The 15,191-nt window shown below is 72.8% G+C and carries 14 protein-coding genes and 1 tRNA gene; 5 read left to right on the forward strand and 10 right to left on the reverse strand.

The features are described 5' to 3' along the window. Positions 1 to 27: 27 nt before the first annotated feature. The gene (locus OG985_RS31990; protein WP_371671816.1) at positions 28 to 1,182 is read left to right on the forward strand and encodes an amidase domain-containing protein; all 1,155 of its coding nucleotides are present in this window, start codon (positions 28 to 30) and stop codon (positions 1,180 to 1,182) included. A 28-nt stretch (positions 1,183 to 1,210) separates the two neighbouring features. Here the strand turns inward: OG985_RS31990 and OG985_RS31995 are convergent, their stop codons facing one another. Both OG985_RS31995 and OG985_RS32000 read right to left on the reverse strand, forming a co-directional pair. Then, positions 1,211 to 2,596 carry a hypothetical protein gene (locus tag OG985_RS31995; protein WP_371671817.1) on the reverse strand — a complete coding sequence of 462 codons (1,386 nt, stop codon included), beginning with the start codon at positions 2,594 to 2,596 and terminating at the stop codon, positions 1,211 to 1,213. Between the two features lie 80 nt (positions 2,597 to 2,676). Further along, positions 2,677 to 3,447, reverse strand: coding sequence for a DUF4097 family beta strand repeat-containing protein (locus tag OG985_RS32000; RefSeq protein WP_371671818.1), 771 nt, complete (start codon positions 3,445 to 3,447; stop codon positions 2,677 to 2,679). Positions 3,448 to 3,671: 224 nt separating this feature from the next. Here OG985_RS32000 and OG985_RS32005 point away from each other — a divergent pair. Beyond that, positions 3,672 to 3,743: transfer RNA gene (locus tag OG985_RS32005), tRNA-Val, on the forward strand. A 44-nt stretch (positions 3,744 to 3,787) separates the two neighbouring features. Here OG985_RS32005 and OG985_RS32010 read toward each other — a convergent pair. Both OG985_RS32010 and OG985_RS32015 read right to left on the reverse strand, forming a co-directional pair. Next, positions 3,788 to 4,114: a hypothetical protein gene (locus OG985_RS32010; RefSeq protein ID WP_371671819.1), complete on the reverse strand. Its 327-nt coding sequence runs from the start codon at positions 4,112 to 4,114 to the stop codon at positions 3,788 to 3,790. 77 nt (positions 4,115 to 4,191) lie between these two features. Next, positions 4,192 to 5,178, reverse strand: a complete 987-nt coding sequence (locus OG985_RS32015) for an alpha/beta fold hydrolase (protein ID WP_371671820.1) — start codon at positions 5,176 to 5,178, stop codon at positions 4,192 to 4,194. Positions 5,179 to 5,284: 106 nt separating this feature from the next. Here OG985_RS32015 and OG985_RS32020 point away from each other — a divergent pair, with 106 nt between their 5' ends. Further along, the gene (locus OG985_RS32020) at positions 5,285 to 5,515 is read left to right on the forward strand and encodes a DUF2277 domain-containing protein (protein WP_371671821.1); all 231 of its coding nucleotides are present in this window, start codon (positions 5,285 to 5,287) and stop codon (positions 5,513 to 5,515) included. Between the two features lie 301 nt (positions 5,516 to 5,816). Here OG985_RS32020 and OG985_RS32025 read toward each other — a convergent pair whose 3' ends face one another. The 5 genes from OG985_RS32025 to OG985_RS32045 form a co-directional block, all read right to left on the reverse strand. Further along, entirely contained in the window at positions 5,817 to 6,380 is a 564-nt protein-coding gene (locus tag OG985_RS32025; RefSeq protein WP_371674559.1) for a DedA family protein, read from the reverse strand. 200 nt (positions 6,381 to 6,580) lie between these two features. Next, positions 6,581 to 7,036 carry a DoxX family protein gene (locus OG985_RS32030; RefSeq protein WP_371671822.1) on the reverse strand — a complete coding sequence of 152 codons (456 nt, stop codon included), beginning with the start codon at positions 7,034 to 7,036 and terminating at the stop codon, positions 6,581 to 6,583. Positions 7,037 to 7,121: 85 nt separating this feature from the next. Further along, complete coding sequence (locus OG985_RS32035) at positions 7,122 to 9,077, reverse strand: FAD/NAD(P)-binding protein (RefSeq protein ID WP_371671823.1); 1,956 nt, start codon at positions 9,075 to 9,077, stop codon at positions 7,122 to 7,124. A 175-nt stretch (positions 9,078 to 9,252) separates the two neighbouring features. Continuing rightward, positions 9,253 to 10,908, reverse strand: a complete 1,656-nt coding sequence (locus OG985_RS32040) for an alkaline phosphatase D family protein (RefSeq protein ID WP_371671824.1) — start codon at positions 10,906 to 10,908, stop codon at positions 9,253 to 9,255. Positions 10,909 to 10,995: 87 nt separating this feature from the next. Further along, positions 10,996 to 11,640: an HNH endonuclease family protein gene (locus OG985_RS32045; RefSeq protein WP_371671825.1), complete on the reverse strand. Its 645-nt coding sequence runs from the start codon at positions 11,638 to 11,640 to the stop codon at positions 10,996 to 10,998. A gap of 402 nt (positions 11,641 to 12,042) precedes the next feature. Here OG985_RS32045 and OG985_RS32050 point away from each other — a divergent pair, with 402 nt between their 5' ends. Together OG985_RS32050 and OG985_RS32055 are read left to right on the forward strand one after the other, a co-directional pair. Beyond that, a complete protein-coding gene (locus OG985_RS32050) occupies positions 12,043 to 12,624 on the forward strand; it encodes a TMEM165/GDT1 family protein (protein WP_371671826.1) in 582 nt (193 codons plus the stop codon). Between the two features lie 179 nt (positions 12,625 to 12,803). Further along, the gene (locus OG985_RS32055) at positions 12,804 to 13,472 is read left to right on the forward strand and encodes an HAD family hydrolase (RefSeq protein ID WP_371671827.1); all 669 of its coding nucleotides are present in this window, start codon (positions 12,804 to 12,806) and stop codon (positions 13,470 to 13,472) included. 284 nt (positions 13,473 to 13,756) lie between these two features. Here the strand turns inward: OG985_RS32055 and OG985_RS32060 are convergent, their stop codons facing one another. After that, the gene (locus OG985_RS32060; RefSeq protein WP_371671828.1) at positions 13,757 to 15,085 is read right to left on the reverse strand and encodes a peptidoglycan-binding protein; all 1,329 of its coding nucleotides are present in this window, start codon (positions 15,083 to 15,085) and stop codon (positions 13,757 to 13,759) included. Positions 15,086 to 15,191 lie beyond the last annotated feature (106 nt).

Raw genomic sequence — 15,191 nt, forward strand, 5'->3', positions numbered from 1 at the left:
GGGGAATCTTCAGTGAAGTCAAGGAAATTGAGCCGTACGCGGCGTCGCGCGACCATACTCGGGGCGGCCGCTGCCTCCGTCGTCGCCGGAGTGGCGCTGCTGCCCAACTGGAGCGCCGGTGCGGCCGTCGTCGACGACCCCACGGTCGACGCGCAGACCAAGGCCACCTTCCAGCGGCTGGCCGACGCGGTCTTCACCGACCGCACGGACGCCCTGGTCGAGGGCAACCAGGGGGGCCGCGGCAAGCAGCTGACGGACGGCTTCTCCGGTGACGTCAAGGTGTCCTCGGGCACCGCCCGGACCGAGGACGCGGCCCTGTCCACGCTGGGCCGGCGCAAGGACACCCTGGCCAAGGCCGGCGAGAAGTACAGCAAGGCCACCACCACCGTCACCCTGAACGCCACGCGCGTGACGGGCCGTACGGCCAAGGCCGCGGTCACCGAGACCACGACCCTGACCTACGCGCAGGCCCGCGGCGGCGCGCCGAAGTCCACCGGCTTCCAGGCCCAGCACGAGCTGACCTTCAAGGCCGACGAGCGGGGCACCTGGCAGCTCACCGACGTCGAGGACACCGACCAGGGTGGTCTCGCGGTGAACACGCTCTCCAAGCCGGTGTCCGTCAAGGCGACCACGGCGGACGACACCATGCCGAACGCCCCGCGCGCGGCGACCACCCGGAACCCGGTCGCGGTTCCGAAGGCCGGTACCGCCTACGACTACAAGGCGATGGCGACCTACGCCGAGAAGTACTGGAACGTCTACAACACGGCCTACCCGAACTACAACGGCCACGCGGACGGCGGCGACTGCACCAACTTCGTCAGCCAGTCCCTGAAGGCGGGCGGCTGGAAGCACGTCCCCGGCTACGTGTACGACTACACCAAGTGGTTCGGCAACGCCGACATCCAGTCGGACTCGTTCGTCGGCGTCAACGAGTGGTCCTGGTTCGCCCAGAACTCCAAGCGGACCACCAGCCTCGCCAACGTCTTCCAGCTCGAGGTCGGCGACGTCCTCCAGATGGACTTCGACAAGGACGGGTCCAAGGACCACACGATGATCGTCACGTACAAGAGCGGCGGCGTGCCCTACGTGACCTACCACTCCAACAACACCTACCGCAGGTCGGTGGCGAGCCTCGTCGCCTCCTACCCGAACGCGGCGTTCTACGCGTACCGCACCTGACCGGTGCTTTCCGGGGCGGGAGCCGGACTCAGTGGCCGGCTCCCCGCTCCTCCCGGATCTGCGAGACCACCCGCGTCACGGACTGCCGTACGGTCTCCGTCTCCGTCAGGAAGTGCCAGTAGTCCGGGTGGCGGCCCTCCAGCGTGCCGATCGCCCGGTCCAGCCGGGCGACCGCGTCGTCCAGCGGGCGCGCGTGCCGCGGGTCGGGCGTGTTGCGGCCGGCCATGGCCAGCCGCTGCGCGTCCCGGATCGCGAACCGCGTCCGCTCGATCTCCTGCTGCGGGTCCTTCTGCACGGCGTTCAGCCGCCGCAGCCGGTCCCCGGCCGCGGACACCGACTCGTCGGTGGTGTTCAGCAGTGCCCGCACCGTCGACAGCAGTGCGGTGGCGTCCGGCCAGCGCTGCGCGTCCCGCGCGGCCTGCGCCTCCTTCAGCTTCAGCTCCGCCTGCCGGACGTTGTCCCCGGCCAGCTCGGGCACATGCTGCAGGTCCTGCCAGCACTCCGCCGTGAACCGCCGCCGCAGCTCGCTCAGCACCGGCTCCACCTGTCCCGCGCGTGTGGTCAGCGCCTGGGCGCGGGTCCGCAGCGAGACGAGCCGGTGGTCGGTCTCCGCGGCCCGCTCCGGCAGCCGCTCGGCCTCCACGCGCACCGCCTCGGCCTCCCGGGCCACCCGCTCGGCCCGCTCCAGCGTCCCCGGCACGCCGTGCTGCCCGGCGCCCTGGTTCAGCTTGGTCAGCTCGGGGGCGAGGGCGGCCAGCCGGGCGGCCAGGTCGTCCGCGGTCAGTCCCGAGGCGCGGACCGCGTCCAGGGCGTTCGAGGCGGCCAGCAGTCCCTGCCGGGCCCGCTCCACCGCGGGCGCCAGCCGGGCGAGCTGCGTCTCCGCCTTACCGAGCAGCGGCCCGAGCCCGTCGGTGAAGCGGTCCAGCTCCTGCTTGACGCGGCCGAGCTCGTCCTTCGCGGCGGTCAGCCGGGTGCGCGCCTGGGAGGCGGCGTGCGCCTCCAGGTCGTCGCGGTCGAGGTCGTGCGCGTCCACCGCGTCGATGTACTGGCTGCTGGCCTCGTCGACCCGCCTGCCGATCGCCTCGAAGTCGGCGACCGCGCGTCGGGCGGCGGGCGAGTCGTCGACGGCGGTGATCGTCTCGATGGAGATCCGCAGATCGCGCTGGGCGGTGTCCAGCTCGTAGAACGCGGCCGCGGCGGCGTCCTTCGCGGCCTGCGCCTCGGCCCGCTGGCTCTCGGCCCGGCCGCCGAACCAGCGCCGGGTGCCGCCGCCGGCGAACGCGGCGGGCAGCGTGAGGGCCAGCGCGACGGGCAGGGCGATCAGGGCGAGGGCGTCGCCCAGCGCCCGACGTGCGGCACGGTGGTGTGCGCGCGGCACCGACGGCGAGTACGGCTGCGAAGGTGTCGCCGTCACATCCCTCTCCCGTGCTTCGTTCGTCCTGGCCGGTGCCTGGTGTCATTCTCCCACCGGTTAAGGACGAACACACGGGGCTGTTAGTTCGCGGTCCGCACCGTGACTTTGCCGTCGCCGGTACGGGCGGACACGACGTGCGAACTGGAGTCGTCCCGGGGCACGGACACATCCACCCCTCCGTCACCGGTCTCGGTGCTGACCCGGTACGTGGACCGGGGCAGCGCGATGGTGACCGAGCCGTCCCCGCTGTGCGACTCCACCAGGTCCGGTACGGCGCCGAGTTCGAGGTGCACCGAGCCGTCCCCGGTGACGGTGCTGACCCGCCGCGAGGAGACGTCGGCCCGCACGGACCCGTCGCCGGTGCGCAGTTCCAGCGGCCCGGTGGAGTCGGTGACCTGCACGGACCCGTCCCCGGTACGGATGCTCAGCGCATCCTCGAACCCGCGGGCCCGCACGCTCCCGTCCCCGTCCTCGACCTTCACGGCGACCCCGGCCGGCACCTCGATCCGGTGCCTGGCCGAGCAGTCGGCGACCACGCCGGTGCACTTCAGGCGCAGCACGAGCCGGTCGTCCTTCATGGACCAGGTCACCCTGGGCTCCTTGCCGAGAGCGACGCTGCCCTGCCACCACCGGGTGACCGCCACCGTCCCCGCCGTGTTCGAGTCGGCGGCGACGATCTCCAGCGCCGAGTCGTCGGAGTCGACGGTGAGGGTCCTGCCGTGCAGGGGGAAGGCCCTGTGGTCGGGGTGCTTGTCGTCTCCCGCGGAGGCGCCGCAGGCGGTGGCGCCGGCGAGGAGCACCCCGACGGCCCCGGCGACGGCGGCGACGCGAACAGGAACGGTACGGGCCATGAGGATCCCCCTGAGATCGGCGCGCCTCCGGTCTCCCCTTGAGCCGGACCGCGAAGCCTCTACGACCGTACGGATCCGGGGCCCGGCGAAGGATCCGGCGGCCTCCCGGATCCGGGGTGGGGAAAACCCCCGCACGCGGGCGCCGCCGCCCGGCCGCGCAGGTCGGACCGCGATACGGGTTTGCGGGACCGGGGGCCGGGCAATGTAGGCTGTCGACTCGTCTCGGGTGCGTAGCTCAGGGGTAGAGCGCCTGCCTTACAAGCAGGATGTCGGCGGTTCGAAACCGTCCGCGCCCACACGGGAGAAGACCCCGGCCGATCACGGCCGGGGTCTTCCGCGTTCACGTGCCCTGTGCGTGCTTCAGCTCGGTGCGGGCGTCGACCCGCTCGGCCGTCGCGACTTCCGCCCAGAAGCGGTGGCAGCTCACGAAGACCGCGAGTTCGTGCTCGCGCTGCCGCAGCTTCTCCACCTCGGCCTGCTCGTCGGCCGTCCAGCCGGGGGAGGCGGGGCGTTCCACCTTGCGCCAGCCGTTGTCGTCACTGAAGCCGTCCAGGGCCTCGACCGACCAGGGAAGCCGCTTCAGCAGGGCCGACAGCTCGGCCCGGACCTGATGCAGCTCCTCCTGACCGGCGAGGAGGTCACTCGGAAAGTCATAGGTCGTAGCCACGCGGCAATGGTACGCCTGTTCGATTTTGGGTGGCGAGTTCCTTCCCGTGGTTCATGCGAACGGGTGTACCTCTCGGCTCAGCCCGCCAAGGAGCCCAGCCAGTCGGTGAGATGACGGCTCACCTCCTCCGGTCGTTCCTGCTGGATCCAGTGGCCGCAGCCCTCCAGAAGGTGCGAGGAGCGCAGTCCGGGGAGGGTGGTGGGGAAGGCGTCGATCGCGTCGGCCAGCCAGGTCGTCGAGGCGTCCAGGGAGCCCCCGAGGAACAGCGACGGCTGGATGAGAGGAGCGCCCGCGAAGCCGGCGAGGTCCTTCCAGTCGCGGTCCATGGCGCGGTAGCGGTTCAGCGCGCCGGTCAGGCCGGTTCGCTCGAACTCCCCGGCGTACACGTCGAGATCCCGCTCCGTGAGCCAGGAGGGCAGGCGGGACGAGGGGAAGCGGTCCCGCAGGGTTCCGCCGGGCGACCGGAAGTGCGGGTCGGGGGCGCCGGGCGCCGGCATCGTGTCGGCGGAGAGGGCGGCGTACAACCCGGCGAGCCAGCCGCGCACGTCCGGTTCGATCTCCCGCTCGGCGCGACCCGGCTCCTGGAAGTACGAGACGTAGAACTCCTCCTCGCCGCCCAGCCGCGCGAAGACCTCACCGGGCCGGGGGCCGCCGGGCGGGGTGTACGGGACGCTCAGCATCCCCACCGCGGTGAAGACGTCCGGGCGGAGCAGGGCGGAGTGCGCGGCGACGGTCGCGCCCCAGTCGTGGCCGACCACGACCGCGGACCGCTCGCCGAGGGCCTCCACCACGGCGACGTTGTCCTCGACCAGGTCGAGCATCCGGTAGTCGTCCACCGCCGGTGGCTTCGAGGAGCGACCGTAGCCGCGCACGTCGACGGCGACCGCCCGGTGGCCGGCCGCGGCCAGCGCCGGCAGCTGGTGCCGCCACGCGTACCAGGACTCCGGGAAGCCGTGCAGCAGCAGGACCAGCGGCCCGTCTCCCTGCTCGACCAGATGGGTCCGGCCCGCCGGTGTGGCGACCAGACGGTGGGTGACGTCCGTGGGGTGGGTCGGGTACGGCATGTGTCCTCGCCTTCTTGTCGTACGGCGATCCTGGGACCGGCGGGGAGGGCATCGCGAGGCGGTTTGCCGGTTCGGCAAATCAGCCGTCCGGGGTGAGACTGGGGGCATGTGCCGGAGCATCAAGACACTTCGTCCGCCCGTGTTGCCCGAGGAGGCGACGGAGGCCGATATTCGGGCCGCCGCGCTGCAGTACGTACGGAAGGTCTCCGGGTTTCGGGCGCCCGCCGCACACAACCAGGAGGTGTTCGACCGTGCCGTGGACGTGATCGCGGAGGCCACCGCGGAGCTGTTGGCGGGGCTGGAGGTTCGGGGGCAGGCGGGGCGGCGGGCCGGGTAGGGGCGCCGGCCCGGGTGCGTCCGTGTGCCCACGGCGGGGGCCCGCTCCCTGGAGCGGCTCGGGTCGGCTCGGGTCGGCTCGCGCGGGTGGGTGCGGTTGTGTGTCGGCTGCGGGTGGGTTGTGGCTGGTCGCGCAGTTCCCCGCGCCCCTTTGGGGCGTTGTCGGGCTGTCCGCTGTCAGGTGCCCGCTGTTTCGGCTCGCACGGGCGGGTGCGGTTGTGTGTCGGCTGCGGGTGGGTTGTGGCTGGTCGCGCAGTTCCCCGCGCCCCTGTGGGGCGGTGCCGTGTGGGGGGCTTGTGGGGTCAGGCCGGTTGGCGGCGCATGACGTAGGCCGCTGCTGCGCCTGCTCCGAAGAGGGCGAGTAGGGATACGGCCGTGGCCAGCCAGGTCGCGCCCAGCCATTGGGCGCCCAGGTAGCCGAGGGCGACGCTGTAGGCGGCCCAGGCGATGCCGGCGAGGACCGACCAGGGGAGGAAGTCGCGGACGCGGCGGTGGGCGGCGCCCGCGACCAGGGAGACGACCGAGCGGCCGGCCGGGGCGAAGCGGGCGAGGACGACCAGCGCGCCGCCGCCACCGGAGAGGGCCCCGCCGAGACGTTCCTGCGCGGTGGTCAGCCGGCGGGAGCGGGCGATCGCCCGGTCGAGGCGCTCGCCGCCCCGCCAGGCCAGCCGGTAGGCCACCAGGTCGCCCAGGACGGAGGCGGTGGCGGCGCAGAGGGTCAGGGCCAGGATGTCGGGGACCCGGTGCGGGACCTGGCCGGTCGCCGCGCCGGAGCCCGCGGCCGCTGCCGTGGCGGCGGTGATGACGAGCACCCCGCTCGGCAGGACCGGCAGAAAGACGTCCAGCAGGACCGACAGCGCGACCATGGCGTAGATCCATGGACTGCCGGTCAACGACCCCACACTCTCGAGACTCCCGAGCACTTGACACTCCCCGTGTTTCCCCCGTGACAGCCATACAGCGTACGCCTGGGGTGTGACAGGAGAGTCACGGGGTGCTCACGTGTTCGATGCGGTGCGTTCACCGCGTCGTCGGGTGCCCTCAAGTGCCCGGCGAGGCCGTCGTGTTACGCGGCCACCGGGGTCTTCTCCGCGGCCGGCCGGCTGCGGGTGGCCGCGCGCCGGGCGAACAGCCGGTCCAGGCCGAAGGCGCCGGAGCCGGTGAAGACCAGCAGCAGGAAGGCCCAGCTGAACAGGGCGGCGGGCTCGCCGCCGTTCTCCGACGGACCCAGGCCGATCGGCGCGTGCACCTTGAAGTAGGCGTACGCCATCGAGCCCGAGGCGAGGAACGCGGCGGCCCGGGTGCCGAGGCCGAGGGTCACGAGCGTGCCGGCGACCACCTGGATCACGGCCGCGTACCAGCCGGGCCAGGTACCGGAGTCGAGGGTGCCGCCGTTGGTACCCGCGGCGCCGCCGAGGATGCCGAAGATCGAGGCTGCTCCGTGCAGGGCGAAGACCAGGCCGACGACGATGCGGAACAGGCCGAGGGCGTACGGCTGGGCGCTGTTGAGGCGTTCGGTCATGTGGGGGTTGCTCCTTCGGTCGGGCCGGTCCGTGGGGGAACCGGTCTGGGGGCGGAACCGAGTGAGGCACCCACGCTAGGCGGAGCTAATCAATACTTGCAAGTTCAACATTTGGCCATGCGTGTGCTTCCGCTTGGGGTTCCGCTTCGCCCGCCGCCGCACGTAGAACGGCTCTCGCCACCGCGTCGGCGTCCGAAAGCGTGACCGAATCCACACCCGGTCGCGCACCTGCCGCGGTCACCCAGTGCACGCCCTCAGTGGGCACCCCGAAGGCGAACCGCCGTGTGTGCACGCGTCCTTGACGGTCCATCAGGCGGTACGGCCGCCGCGTCACGTCCAGCCCACCGGTCTCGTACCCGCCCTCGACGGCGTGCGGGCGGCACTGCCCGGTCTTCAGCAGCCGGGCGAGGAGGTCGTCGCCGGTGCGCCGCAGATCCGGTTCCGGCAGCCGCGCCTCCACCAGCGTCGTCACCCGGACAGCGGAGCCGGGCACCTCCGGCGAGTGCGCCACCCACGCCCCGTCCTCCTCCCGCACCTCCAGCCGCGGTCCGAGCACCTCCACCACGCCCGCCTCCACCAGCGCGGCCAGTTCCTCGACGCGGCGCCGGGGCGGGCCGATGGACAGGAACGCGTTGAGCGGCGTGTACCAGCGGTCCAGATGGTCCCGCCGGGACGCGCCGGCGAGCCCGCCGTGGTCGACGATCAGCCGCAGCTCGTTGCGCAGGTCCCGCAGCACGTCGAGGGCCGCCTTCAGTGGGCCGGCGACATTGCCCAGGGCCGCCTGCGCCGCGTCCTCGTGCAGATGGCCGAGCAGCCAGTCCCGCCAGGCGTCCGGTGTCGCGAAGGTGCGGCCCGCGTACGGCCGGGAGATCCGGTCCCAGGACCAGCGGTCGGCCTCCGGCACCCCGAACTCGTCCAGTACGGCCGCCTCCTGGGGGCTGCGGTGGGCGGTGGCCAGGAAGCGGTCCCTGAACTGCGGGGCGCCGGGCTCCGGAAGGCCGGACTCCCCGGCCGCGAACCCCCGCACCCTGAACTCCAGGGCGCCGACGAGCCCTTCGTAGTAGACCGTCTCCACCTCCTTCGCCACCAGCGGCCATATCTCGGCGAGGAAGTCCGGCGCCTCGCCGGAGTCGGCGCGCTTGCGGAAGCTGGCGACGGCCTCGTCGGTCAGCACGAGCGGGAGGTGACGGCCGTGGGCGCCCTTCGCGTTGTCTCCGCGGGCCTGGTACGGGACGCCGCGCCGCGAACCGGCGTACAGGCGCGGCTCGCGGCCGGAGGCGAGGTAGCGCAGCCGGCCGCCCGGGGCGCGCTCGAAGCGGCCGCCGCGCCCTGTCGTCAACAGGGCCGTGTGGTCGAAGAAGTTGAGGCCCAGGCCGCGCAGCAGCACCGGTTCACCGGGGGCGAGCGGGGAGAGGTCGACGTCCGCCGGGTTGGCGGGCGGGACGTGCCGCAGGCCGTGGCGTCCGGCGTACGCGGTCAGCCCGCGCTGCGCCGTGTCCGCGGCCACCGGCAGATGGCCCTGTGCGAGGACCACGGCGGCCAGCCCGGTCAGGGTGCGGCCGTCGTCGAGCGTCAGGGTCTGGCGGCCGTCGGGGGCGTCGTCGAGCCGTACCGCGCGTGCCGCGTGTGTCTCGACGCGCACCCCGGGCGGCAGTTCGCGCACCGTCTTCGCGAACACCCACTCCAGGTACCGGCCGTAGTGGGCACGGGTCGGGTACTCGTCCGGTCCCAGCTCGCCGTCCGCCCACTCGTGGAGGCTCGGGCCCGGCCGGACCGGGCCGGAGCAGTCCACGCTGTGATCGGTGAACAGGGTCACCTGGCAGGCCACGGTGTTCATCAGCAGCTCGGCCGACTGCGCGGTGCGCCACACCCGCCCGGGGCCGGGCGGTGCCGGATCGACGACGTGGACCGTCAGCCGCGCGGCCGGCGGGAGGAGGTCGGGCACGGAGGCGCTGAGGCGTTCCAGGACGCTGGTGCCGCGCGGGCCGGCGCCGACCAGGGCGACGGAGACGGGCACGTGGTCCGCGGTCGGTGCAGACAAGGCGGAGACTCCCGGGCGTGGGGGGCGCGTGGCAGCGGACCGCCCAGCCGGAAGCGGACGGTCCGCATCATCATGCCGTCGGGGGTGTCACCGTCTCAGCCCCGGGTGCCCCCGGTGTGGGAGGGGTCACGGGCATCCCGGGCCACGGGTACAACAAACGGACGAAACCGGTTGATCAGGGGGCGAGTTCGGACTCCCGCACCACCTCGAGCCGCGCCCGCCCGGCGTCGGTCGTCAGCGCCTGCTCCAGCCGGAGCCGGGCCGAACGCCCGCGCAGCGTGAGCGTCATGAGCTGGTTGCCGAACCAGGGACCGCCCGTCTTGCGCCACTTGACCGACGGCGGCGGACAGCCGCCGTGCCGGGCGAGCCCCCTGCCCAGGGCCCGGGCCACCGCGCTCCAGCCGAAGCGGAAGCCGAGGCGCATCGTCAGCGGGATGGAGTTGTGGACGGGAGAGCAGGTCAGCTGCACCACCCGCGCCCGGGGAGCACCTTCGGCCCGTGACGGCCACCGCGCCTCGGCCACATACGCGTGGTGGACGTCTCCCGACAGCACACAGACCGTCGCCGGTGCCCCCGGCCCGGAACCGGCCTCGGCGATCAGCTCACCGAGGGCCTCGAAGGACGCCGGGAACGCGGCCCAGTGCTCCAGGTCGGCCCGGCGCCGCAGATACTCACCGAACCGCGCCAGGCGGGCGCCGCGCCGGCCCCGGCACAGCGCGGCGTCCCAGTTCTCGGCGTCGTTCACCAGATGCGGCAGCAGCCAGGGCAGCGAGGTGCCGATGAGGAGATGGTCGTAGGAGCCGGGTTCCTCCAGCACCTGTTCGCGCAGCCAGCGCTCCTCGCCCGGGTCGAGCATCGCGCGGCGGTCCTCCTCGAGGACGCGGGCCGCCCGGCTGTCCACCATCAGCAGGCGTACGCGGCCGAAGTCGCGCCGGTAGCTCCAGCGCACCGAGGCCGCGTCGGCGTCGGCCCGGCCGGCGAACTCCCGGAGGAGACCGGTGCCGTCGGGGGTCTCGCGGACGGCCGCGTAGAGGGGGTCGGTGGCGAGTTCGGCGGGGGAGAGGTTGCCGAGGTGCTGGTACACCCAGTACGACATCAGGCCGCTCAGCAGTCGTTCCTGCCACCAGGGGGTGGCGCGCATGTCGGCGAGCCAGGACGCGGAGGTGTTCCAGTCGTCGATGACGTCGTGGTCGTCGAAGATCATGCAGCTGGGCACGGTGGACAGCAGCCAGCGGATCTCGGGGTCGAGCCAGGACTCGTAGTAGAGGTGGGTGTACTCCTCGTAGTCGGCGACCCCGGTGCCCGGCGGCTCGCTCAGGTCGCGGCGGGCGGCCAGCCAGCGCTGGGTGTCCTGGGAGGTCTCGTCGGCGTACACCTGGTCGCCGAGCAGCAGCAGGACGTCCGGTCGTTCGCCCTCGGGGTCCGCGGCGATCCGGGCCGCCAGCGTGTCCAGGGCGTCGGGGCCCACCGGATCGTGCGCGTCGGCGGCGGGCGCGGCCCAGCGGCACGAGCCGAAGGCGACCCGCACGCCGTCGTCCTGCCCGGGGGTGTGGATCACCGAGGGCGGGAACGCCGAGAAGGGCGCCTCGGGCAGCGGCCACACGCGGTCGCCGTCGAGATACACCTCGTAGGACCGGGTCGTGTCCGGTGCCAGTCCGTCGACCGGCACGAGAGCGTAGTGGTGCCCCGCGACCTGGAAGGTGCGGGCCGAGCCCTCGGCGCCGTCGGCGCAGCGCACCTCGGCGGTGCACGGACGGCTCGCCTCGACCCAGATGGTCGCGGACGAGCTGTCGGCATACCTCAGCAGTGGTCCCAGGCGCAGTTCCGCCACGTGATCGCCCTCCTCCGTCGCCCCGTACGGTACGGAACGACGGAGGCCGGTGGGGAGGTTCCGGCGCCTCCGGGTTCTCCGGGCGCGTCAGCAGCCGGAGAGGTAGCTCGTGAGCGCGGACTTCTCGGCCGAGTCGACCGACAGGCCGTAGTAGTACTTCACCTGCACCCAGGCGCGGACGTAGGTGCAGCGGTACGAGGTGAGCGACGGCATCCACTCGGCCGGGTCCTGGTCGCTCTTGGACTGGTTCACGTTGTCCGTGACGGCGAGGAGCTGCGGCCGGGTCACGTCGTTGGCGAAGCCCTGGCGCTGGGCGGTGGTCCAGTTGCGCGCGCCGGAGTCCCAGGCCTCGGCGAGCGGGACGAGGTGGTCGATGTCCAGGTCGGACGCGGCGGTCCAGGTGGCGCCGTCGTACGGGGAGTACCAGCTGCCGCTGGTGGCCGTGCAGGCGGAGTTCACGACGACGTTGGAGCCGTCGCGCTTGAGGACGTACTCGCGGGTGTTGCAGGTGCCGCTGATGGTGATCCAGGTCGGGAACAGGTCCCGGTCGTAGCCGGTGCGGACCTCGGTGGCCACGGTGAGGGAGGAGAGGTAGGTGCGGGCGGTGGCGGCGCTGACCGGGGTGGGGAGGGCGGCGGAGGCGGACGGCGAGTTGAAGAGTGCGACGGAGGCTATGAGGCCGGTGAGGGTCGCGAGTATGCTCAGCCGTCGACGCGCGTAGAACTTCGGCATGCGAACTCCTGTGGGGTCAGGGGGCGTTGGAGTGCGAGCGAGGGAATGCTCGCGACGCCGTGTTGCGGGGAGGTGTGCGGTGGGTAAGAAGCTAGTGACGCGTTCATGACATAACAAGGTTCATGACGGGATTCCCGCCTCGAAGGACTCCGCGGCGGTCGCGTACCATGGACGGCGCAGAAGGGGAGTAGCTCTTCGCCGGACCGTCGACATACTGCTCAGCTCGTCTGAGCCGGCGCCCGGAGGCAGACCCTCGCACCATCGCGAGGTCGGCCAGCGAGACCTTCGGCAAGCAGTGCACGTCCGTGCCGTCAGGCGCGGGACCCGTGTGCTGCCCTGCCGAGGTGTCCTGTGGAAAGGCTCAGCGCTCTCGGTGGGGCAGCCCCGACCGATTGAGGGACCTTGATCAGCATCACCGTGACGGCGCTCGTCTTCGGCGTCGTCTTCCTCGCCGAACTGCCGGACAAGACCGCGCTCGCCGGCCTCGTCCTCGGCACTCGCTACCGCGCCTCGTACGTCTTCGCCGGCGTCGCCGCCGCCTTCACCCTGCACGTGGTGCTGGCCGTCGCGGCCGGCAGCGTGCTGACGCTGCTGCCCCAGCGGCTCGTGCACGCGCTGACGGGCCTGCTCTTCCTGGGCGGCGCCGCGGTGCTGCTGCTGAAGAAGGACGACGGCGAGGAGGAGATCCGCAAGCCGGAGGATCAGTCCTTCTGGAAGGTCGCCGGTGCGGGTTTCATGCTCATCCTGGTCGCCGAGTTCGGCGACCTCACGCAGATCATGACGGCGAACCTCGCGGCCCGCTACGACGACCCGCTGTCCGTCGGCCTCGGTGCCGTGCTGGCGCTGTGGGCGGTGGCCGGACTCGGCATCGTCGGCGGCAGGGCGCTGATGAAGCGGGTGCCGCTGGAACTGATCACCCGGATCGCCGCCGTGCTGATGCTGGGCCTCGGCGTGTGGAGCCTGTGGGAGGCCGTGGCCGGATGAGCCGCGCCGAGCTGAACGGCGGGTGAACTGTTTCCGGAGACGCTGGCGGAAGCGGGCCGGGTTTTGTACCGTAGAGAAACAAAGTGGCTCCCGCTCGTTCTCCCTGACCGGCGGGCGGGGCCACCTTGTCACCCGGGGACACACCCCAGCGCCCCTCGCCCCACGTCCTGGAGTTGCCGATGACGGCCACCGCCGCGCCCACCGTGCTCACCGCCCGTGCCCTGCTGCTGGACATGGACGGCACACTCGTCAACTCCGACGCCGTCGTCGAGCGCTGCTGGCGGCGCTGGGCCGAGCGGCACGGGCTGGACGCGGGCGAGGTCATGAAGGTCGTCCACGGGCGACAGGGCTACGCGTCGATGGCCCTGCTGCTGCCGGACCGGCCCATGGAGCAGAACCACGCCGACAACGCGCGCATGCTCGCCGAGGAGACCGCCGACATGGACGGCGTCGTCGCCGTCCCCGGCGCACCGGAGTTCCTCGCCGCCCTGCGCGGCCTGCCGCACGCCCTGGTGACCTCCGCCGACGTCCCCCTGTCCACGGCCCGGATGGCCGCCGCCGGCCTCGGCCTTCCGGACATCCGGGTGACCGCCGAATCCGTCGGCGCCAGCAAGCCCGACCCGGAAGGCTTCCTCAAGGGCGCCGCGGAACTGGGCATCGCACCCGCCGACTGCGTCGTCTTCGAGGACTCGGCGGCCGGCATCACCGCCGGCCGCGCCGCGGGAATGCGGGTCGTCGGCGTCGGCCCGAGGGCCGGCCTCCACAACCCGGACGCCCTCGTGCACGACCTCACGCAGGTACGCGTGGAGGCGGCGGGCGACGAGGGGATCCGGTTGTACGTGGGGTAGGTGGCGGGGCGGGTCGGCGGCGGCATCAGCTTCGGCGGGTGGGTTCCGTCCGGAAGCGGTCGGCACATCACGGCCCGCCTCCCGGGACGGGGCGGCACATCACAGCCCGTCCGGCGTTTGAGGACGAGGCCCTTCAGGCCGAAGCAGGGGTCTGGGGGCGGCAGCCCCCAGCGACGGCCACACCGGGACCAGAACCGACAAGGCACTGGCACCGGCACCGGCAAGGACACCGGCACCGGCAAAGGCACAGGCCCCCTGAACCGAACATCAGCGGCCGTAGGCCACTACGGCTCCCGCGTCTCCGACTCCAGCCGAGCCCGGGTCGCCCGGTCGTACACACCGAGTTCGGGCGCCTGGATGCCGCGCGACCACTGGTAGTTGCGCACGGCGTCCTCGACATGTTCGTTGTAGCTGCCGCTCGCGTCCCGGTCGTAGAGGAACAACTGGGTCAGCCGCAGCTGGAGTTCGACCACCTCGGGCCCCTTGTCGCCGCGCCGCAGAACGGTCGCGCCGGACCGGTCGTCGCCGGACCCGCCCGCGGACGCGGTGGGCGTGGCGGCCGGTGTGGTCTGCGTGGGCGAGGCCGACCGGGACGGCGAGGGCGAGGCGCTCGACGCCGACGGTGACGCCGAGGACGGCGACGGGCTCGCGCTGGCCGACGGGGACGGTGACGCGGACGTGGGTGTGGCGGAGCCGGCCGAGGCGGACGGGGAGGCGGACACCGTGCTCGGCGACGGATCCGGCATGCTGACGCGTACGTCCTCGGGCGCCGCACCGTTGCGCGAGGGCGCCTCGTAGGTGAACAGCCCACTCGCGAACCCGGCCACCGCCACCACCGCGACGACGGCCCCACCGACGCCGAGCAGCACCGTACGGCCCCGGCGGCGCGGCCGCTCCCGGTCGTCGAACGCCCCCGGAGTGCCCCGACCGCCGTCCGCCTCGAACAGGCTCAGATCGGTGGCGCTGGGCGCGGTCGCCGAAGGTGCCAGGGGCGTCGGCAGCGCGGTGGTCGCGTCTGCGCCATCCACCCTGCCGTCGTGCCCGTCCACAGGTTGGTGGTCGAACGCGCCGGCGCGGACGGCCGGGATCGGCATCGTCACGGCGGCGGCCTCCGGTCCGAGCGGATCGGCCCCGTGCGAAGCCACAGGGGGCACAGGAGGCGCCGGAGACACCGGTGGTCCCGCTGCGGTGGCCGCCCCGGGGGGCACGGCCCGCAGCGCCATGGTGACCTCCGCCGGGGGCACACCAGTTCCGGCCGCGGTTCCGGCAGCGGTTTCCATCATGGCTCCGGTCGCGGCTCCGGCCGAGGCTTCGGGCCCGCTCCCGCTCTCCGCCGGAACCCCCGGATGCCGAACGTCGTCGTTCCCCGCCCCCGCCGCCGCTCCAGCCCCTGTCTCGGTCTCCGCGCCCTCCAGCTCCACGTACGGCCGTATCCGCAGCGGATCGAAGTCCTCCGCCGCTGCCGCCTCCGCGGTACGGGTGTGCAGCAGGGCTTCGGACGCCCGCTGACGGCAGTCGCAGGACGGGGTGTTGTCGGCCCCCCGCGGCGCTCCGCACTCCGGGCACAGGTGCCCCTTCGGCTTGTCCACGCGTTCGGCCCTCCCCTCGTCCATGTGTTCGCGTTCCCCTCCCGAACTCCAGAGATTATCCAGATCTCCTCCACAGCCCCCGTCGTGAGCCCCCGGAATGCCCGCTTCCGGCGGGATTCGACAGGCCGTA

The sequence above is a fragment of the Streptomyces sp. NBC_00289 genome, from assembly GCF_041435115.1.
GTDB lineage: Bacteria > Actinomycetota > Actinomycetes > Streptomycetales > Streptomycetaceae > Streptomyces.

Coding starts and splice junctions, on each gene's coding strand:
- OG985_RS32000 (WP_371671818.1), bottom strand. CDS start 3,447: ATGGCCCGTACCGTTCCTGTTCGCGTCGCCGCCGTCGCCGGGGCCGTC.
- OG985_RS32015 (WP_371671820.1), bottom strand. CDS start 5,178: ATGCCGTACCCGACCCACCCCACGGACGTCACCCACCGTCTGGTCGCC.
- OG985_RS32020 (WP_371671821.1), top strand. CDS start 5,285: ATGTGCCGGAGCATCAAGACACTTCGTCCGCCCGTGTTGCCCGAGGAG.
- OG985_RS32025 (WP_371674559.1), bottom strand. CDS start 6,380: ATGGTCGCGCTGTCGGTCCTGCTGGACGTCTTTCTGCCGGTCCTGCCG.
- OG985_RS32030 (WP_371671822.1), bottom strand. CDS start 7,036: ATGACCGAACGCCTCAACAGCGCCCAGCCGTACGCCCTCGGCCTGTTC.
- OG985_RS32045 (WP_371671825.1), bottom strand. CDS start 11,640: ATGCCGAAGTTCTACGCGCGTCGACGGCTGAGCATACTCGCGACCCTC.
- OG985_RS32055 (WP_371671827.1), top strand. CDS start 12,804: ATGACGGCCACCGCCGCGCCCACCGTGCTCACCGCCCGTGCCCTGCTG.
- OG985_RS32060 (WP_371671828.1), bottom strand. CDS start 15,085: ATGGACGAGGGGAGGGCCGAACGCGTGGACAAGCCGAAGGGGCACCTG.